General features: G+C 53.1%; 6 protein-coding genes and 3 pseudogenes. 8 read left to right on the top strand and 1 reads right to left on the bottom strand.

The window, feature by feature from the left end:
* The 7 genes and pseudogenes from CDN36_RS22410 to CDN36_RS22380 all read left to right on the top strand — a co-directional run.
* Positions 1-1,006, top strand: a 1,006-nt coding sequence (locus CDN36_RS22410) for a hypothetical protein (protein WP_287497976.1), incomplete at its 5' end; no start/stop codon positions are given.
* Positions 1,007-1,723: 717 nt separating this feature from the next.
* Positions 1,724-2,131, top strand: coding sequence for an Imm63 family immunity protein (locus tag CDN36_RS22405; protein WP_287497975.1), 408 nt, complete (start codon positions 1,724-1,726; stop codon positions 2,129-2,131).
* 35 nt (positions 2,132-2,166) lie between these two features.
* Complete coding sequence (locus tag CDN36_RS22400; protein WP_287497974.1) at positions 2,167-2,790, top strand: hemagglutinin repeat-containing protein; 624 nt, start codon at positions 2,167-2,169, stop codon at positions 2,788-2,790.
* Positions 2,791-2,826: 36 nt separating this feature from the next.
* Complete coding sequence (locus CDN36_RS22395; RefSeq protein ID WP_287497973.1) at positions 2,827-3,033, top strand: colicin E5-related ribonuclease; 207 nt, start codon at positions 2,827-2,829, stop codon at positions 3,031-3,033.
* 13 nt (positions 3,034-3,046) lie between these two features.
* Positions 3,047-3,349 (top strand): colicin immunity protein, encoded by a 303-nt coding sequence (locus CDN36_RS22390; protein ID WP_287497972.1) that lies wholly within the window; start codon positions 3,047-3,049, stop codon positions 3,347-3,349.
* A gap of 443 nt (positions 3,350-3,792) precedes the next feature.
* A pseudogene (locus CDN36_RS22385) lies at positions 3,793-4,059 on the top strand (hemagglutinin repeat-containing protein); the annotation flags it as partial.
* A complete protein-coding gene (locus tag CDN36_RS22380; RefSeq protein ID WP_287497971.1) occupies positions 4,043-4,243 on the top strand; it encodes a hypothetical protein in 201 nt (66 codons plus the stop codon). The pseudogene CDN36_RS22385 and the gene CDN36_RS22380, both read left to right, overlap by 17 nt.
* Positions 4,244-4,276: 33 nt before the next feature.
* Here the strand turns inward: CDN36_RS22380 and CDN36_RS22375 are convergent.
* Positions 4,277-4,747: pseudogene (locus CDN36_RS22375) on the bottom strand (IS3 family transposase); the annotation flags it as partial.
* A 481-nt stretch (positions 4,748-5,228) separates the two neighbouring features.
* Here CDN36_RS22375 and CDN36_RS22640 point away from each other — a divergent pair.
* Positions 5,229-5,423 (top strand): annotated as a pseudogene (locus tag CDN36_RS22640) (hypothetical protein); the annotation flags it as partial.

Here is a 5,423-nt window from a genome sequence, read left to right as displayed (position 1 = left end):
TGGCACTGTGATTGGTGCGGCGGCTGGAGGGAGTTCCGGCGCGTTCACAGGGTTTAACGTCGATCGCTTTAACCGGCAGTTGCATCCGGATGAGCGGAAGTGGGCGAAGGACAACGCGAAGGACTTCGCGAAGTTCTATGAAGAAAAGACCGGCAAGGCACTGACCGCGGAGCAGGCGCGGAGTATGCTGCTGGCGAATGGTTATCGTTTGGTGGACGCGGCGGCAAGCAAGGGACCGGGAGGCGATCCTGTTGCCGTTGCTTTTATCAACCAGAACGCTGGTAATCTATTCACCGCCACAACGGCCCAGTACAACGATCCCTTCCTGAACGGCAACAAAGACGGCTCACTGAGTCCTGAGCAGAAGGCGTTGCCGGCGTCAAAGGGAAATCCGACGGTTGGTCTTGCTATTGCGACAGGTCTTCTGACCGCGGGAGCTGCACCGGAGATTGCTGCAAGCGTCGCAGCTGCTTCCAAGATGTGCGCCGCGAACGTGATCTTATGTTTGAATCAGATCGGCATTGGTGTTGGTGAGCTTGTCGCTGGTTCAGCGATGCCGGCTGGGACAGGTGCCGCCGTCGCGCTAGCCGCTCGCATAAACAACTTTTATCGCGATGGAGCAACGCCAGAACTTCTGCAGCAGGCATATAGGCAAGCTGCGCTTAGTTCTACCCACAATGCGGGCGCTTCGGAGGTGATTCTGGGGAAATACATCGCAGGTAGCGATCGTTCATACGAGATGGTGGCGCAATCCCGAGGGGCGACATATTTTTCCATGTCTGATTGGGCTGCCGTACAAGGACAACTGGGGGCGGACAAAATGTGGAACATAAATCGCACTTTTCTCGAGCAGCAGATCGCGCAAGGGAAGAGCTTTACGTTTACGGTCGACCCAAGGACGGTTGGTGATTTCACTTTCACGGCAAAAGAGTACGATTTTTTGCAAAAAAATGGTTATTCGTTGAAGTCCGGGGATGGAGGGCTTTTTCATGCAATTAAAAAATGACTTTGAGAGTTTGGACTTTCTGGATGATTGCGTTCTTAGTTACTACAGATCAAGAAACAGATATGTAAAAAATTTCTTGAGATCTGAAGATATTGATGTTGGGGGGGTGTATTCACACTTTCTTGTCGATAGAAAGCACGTGCTGCGGTTTTCTCTTGGGACGGATCGCGGAATATACTTGACTAATATTCAGCTAGGCATTGGGCCCCATTATTTCTCTCCATCCGAATTCTGGTCGTTCGAGGATGCTGATCGGTTTAAGTTCGATGCCACCCTGGAGGCGGTTGCGTGGAATCTCTCTGTTTTGGATGAATTCTTATTGTCATAATTTTCCGATTTCGAATTAAAGATGATGGTTATCTTAATTTCGCTGGTGGCACGTATATTCGTGTCATGCCGTCTGGATCGACGCCAGCCCCTGGACTTGAGGGCGGCTACTAGGTATCGATACGGAATAGGCAGCCACTAAATCCAGCTACCGGTGGAACAAGCACGCGAGGGTGGACACACAATCCCCTGCTTCAGAACGGTATGCCGTCATCTTCTAGATGAGATGTCACGTGTGCCAAGTGACGAAAGAGTTGCCAATGATTCAGGGAGTTGCCGTTTCCGCTTTTGGTCAACCGACGGAGGGATGCAAATGCTCCCAAACTTAAACGAACGGGATAACGTTGACTGGTTGCTCAAGAATAGATACTCGAAAGAGATGACGAAGCGATGACTGACGCGACTGCGATTCAAGACCAAATTTATAGGCTAGGCGCTCGCGTGGCGATACCCAAAGACCAGCTTTTTCTCAGGGCGGTTTCCGTGGGTGATGGGACTCCGCATTTGGAATTGCAAGACGGTGAGTTTCACTACGTGATCGCTGAGCGAGGATTTGAATTCTCGCGCCGGACGACAACCGATTTGGATGAGTTCTTGTATTGTTTTTTTGAGGCCATCTGTTCGAGGGTGTCTTTTGACTATGAGCTTCGGAAGCGGATAGAGGGAAAAGACTCGAGGCGGATCGCCTTTGCAAAGAAGGTTGAATTGATTGCTTCAATCAACCCCGGCTGGGTGGAGAAAGCGCAGGGCGAAATTTCCCACATCTTGGAAACATCGCCGTATTGCGATGAGGCCTGATTAAAAATTACATGCACCCTACCTAATCGTAATCAGTGGCTTGTTCCGAACTCGAAGAAGACACGCGGACCGTCAGGCAATCGCAGACGGTAGGGACCCGCGACGGACAGAACGGCGGTAGCGACGTCATCACGCAGCACGTCGGCAGCGCAATCGCGGCGGGTGGAAGCCTGGCAACGGCCTCCGGTCGGGATACGACAATCAGCGGCTCGACGATTTCTGCTGGGGGAAGCGCGACCGTTCTCGCGGGGAACGACGTCACGATCACCGCCTTCAAGGACTCGCATTTGGATGACGAATACTCTTGCGGCGGGTCATTGCAATTCACCAAGTCGTCGTTCGATGAAGCTGTGAGCGGTGCACCGGTGATGGAAGTGTGTGTGAGTAAGGTGGCAAAGCTTATAAGAACGAATATTAGTGTTGGGGCCTATGAAAAGGCTTATTCCGTTGGTCGTGACACACTACAAGAGCCTGGGTGTGACCGCGAAAATATTATCGCTGCACTATGCGAACTGACTGCTCAACTTCGGTCTGTTTGCATGGAGCTTGCGGTGCAAAAAATTGACTTCGGTACAGACTATGATGCACTTGAAAGTTTATTGCGCAAAACAAATGAATTGACGGGGCAGGATATGTACGGACTATTCAAGGCGATGTGAATAAAGCTTGAGGCTCGTGGATGGACGCAGCAAGAAGTGCAGACAGTCGTCAATGAGGGGCCTGTCGGGACGACGATGGATAATCGGTCCGCAGGGAAGACTCCAGACGGATTGCCGAGAAATGATCCCGCATCCGTGTATGGCTCGAAAAGCGGTTACGTAGTGGTCAACGACCGGACCCGGCGAAGTTGTTCAGGTGAACGGCAAGAACGATCCTGGCTGGATTTCCGACAGTCGAATTAAACGGAAGTGATTCGTGGTGAATATTGATTTCCAACGGCACTGCGATTCGTCGGATGACTTTTTCTCACTCGGTGGAAGCGTTGTGATGAAGCTATCTGTCGATGCGGCAATTGCGTTTTGCGAACAGGCGGGTCAACTCGGGTTGGTTATTGCGCGGGTTGAGGGAGGTATCTGGCATTTCCCCGGATTCGAAGCGAGGCTCGATTGCATTTGGGATGGAGTCGATCCACCCATTGATGCTAGTACTGCGGAAAAAAACAATCTGACCGCGGCGGAGTTCGTTGGGAGAGTCAAGCGCACGATGTCTTTGTTGTGACCGCCCCGCAGATAACAGGCTGGTGAGTTGGAAGAAGAGCATTCTGACCAGCGTCGGTGCTGTTGATTTGTCGCCTCAAACACGGCAACAGAGGTAGCGCGGCCATTAATGCGGGTTCGTAGCATGTCAGACGGGTAGCATCAATCCCGTACCCATTCATACAGGGAGCGACCGGGATTGAATTGGGCATCGGTCGCTAGGCCCGCTCACCTTCGGCGTACAGCCTTGGCGGCATTCCACACAAGTACGGAACCGTTGAAATAATGAAGGTAATTATGACTGCAGGCGGAGGACCAACCCAGAGCAATGGGATGAGTTCAAAAGAACGAACCGTCTATTGGATATGTGTCACTTTAGTGTGTGCAATCTTGGGGACGATGGCAATCAAAAGTTTTTTTTCTAAGGGCGATGTTAGGTGCCTATGAGAGGAGGCGTCGTCGTCCCGCTCGCATCAGACGATTGCAGTGGGCTCGACGGTGTCAGGCAATGCGGTTGGCGTCTCGGCGGGACGGGGTCTCGTCGTCAGTGGGTCGACGGTCGTTGGGACGCGGGACGTCGCCCTGCAGGCCGGACGCGTTCTGCGCATCGAGTCGGCGCAGAACGAGAGCCAGAGCAGCACGTTCTACGAGAAGAAGAGCTCGGGGCTGGGTTCGTCGGGTGGCGTGGGGATCTCGTACGGCAAGAACGAGCAGCGTGACGCAGACGGGTAGCCTTGTCGGTAGCCTGAACGGCAACGCGAGCATGGTGGCGGGCAACGACCTTCTGGTTCGTGGCAGCAATATTGTGGCGGCTGGGGACGTGACCGGTATCGGCCAGAACGTCACCATCGACTCGGCAGTGGAGCGGGAGCACCACGACGAGATGCATGAGTACAAGAGTACAAGAGTTCGGTGAACTGAACCCCAAAAGTTGGACGGTTCAAAGAAGCTAGATACCCAAGGGCTGGGTTCTGTATTGCACAGGACTCAGCCCTTTGAGCTTCATCCGGATACGTTCGTGGTTGTAGTAATGGATGTACTGCCGGAGTCCAGCCTGTAGCTGTTCAACGCTGTCTAACTCGTTCAGGTAGAAGAACTCTGCCTTGAGTGTACCGAAGAAGCTTTCCATCGCCGCATTGTCCAGGCAGTTCGCCTTGCGTGACATGCTCTGGCGAATCGCCCGCTGATCCAGCAGCCTGCGCCAGGCAGCCATCTGGTACTGCCACCCCTGATCGGAATGCAGCAGCGGGCGCTCGTCGCGCCCAAGACGGCAGAACGCTTTCTTGAGCATGTTCCCGACCAGATCGAAGGTGGGCCGCACAGAACTCTGCCACGCAATAATTTCTCCGTTATACAGGTCCATTACTGGCGACAGGTATAGCTTCTGGCCTTTCACATTGAATTCGGTGACATCGGTTAAGTCCTGCGATCAATGAGACAGCCAACGTTTTTACCAACAGTCCCGAGGGCCAGAAGGCGCAAAACGCAGTGAACAAATACTGGGAAAACTTCGTAAATTATTGGGGCGGTAAGTAATGAAGATTCGAATCATTCAAGAAGGGAACTTTGCCGGATGGGTTCGTACGCTCCTGGTGTTTGCCGGGGTGCTGGTCATGGTATTTGCATACAAATGCGTTCCGCCCGCGCCGTTCGGAGGGTTCTTGTTCCTGTTTGGGTTTGTTGTTGCGGCAATCGGCGGATTCTCAAGCAGGGCATCGCAGTTGAACATAAGACCCTTCGGAAACAATTGGAGGAAGGTTCGTAAAACGTACGAAAAGGAACGCAATGATACGTAACGGCTTCATTTACCCTCTTGAATCCGATGATCGCTTTCGCAAAAAAGTACGTGACGTTATCAGCGAAGCGGCTGCCATATGGACGCATGATCTTCCCCTTCTGAAATTCAGGCGGGAACCGGCGGGTTCGACGTCAACGTTGCGGGCAACACCGACCTGAAGGGTGCGTACATCGCGAGTACGGCGGCCCCGTCGAAGAATCAACTGACGACGGGCACGCTGACGTTCTCGGACATCCAAAACCACTCCGACTACAGCGCGAACAGCTTTGGTGTGGGTGGTGGCTTCACGATGGGCAAC

It is taken from the genome of Pandoraea sp. CB10b_02, from assembly GCF_002216225.1.
Lineage (GTDB): Bacteria > Pseudomonadota > Gammaproteobacteria > Burkholderiales > Burkholderiaceae > Pandoraea > Pandoraea nosoerga.
The sequence above is the reverse complement of the archived record's forward strand: the minus strand, read 5'-3'. Positions and strand labels throughout refer to the sequence as shown.

Bases quoted from the DNA above. Each gene is read 5' to 3' on its own strand.
- CDN36_RS22405 (WP_287497975.1), top strand. From the start codon at position 1,724: ATGACTGACGCGACTGCGATTCAAGACCAAATTTATAGGCTAGGCGCT.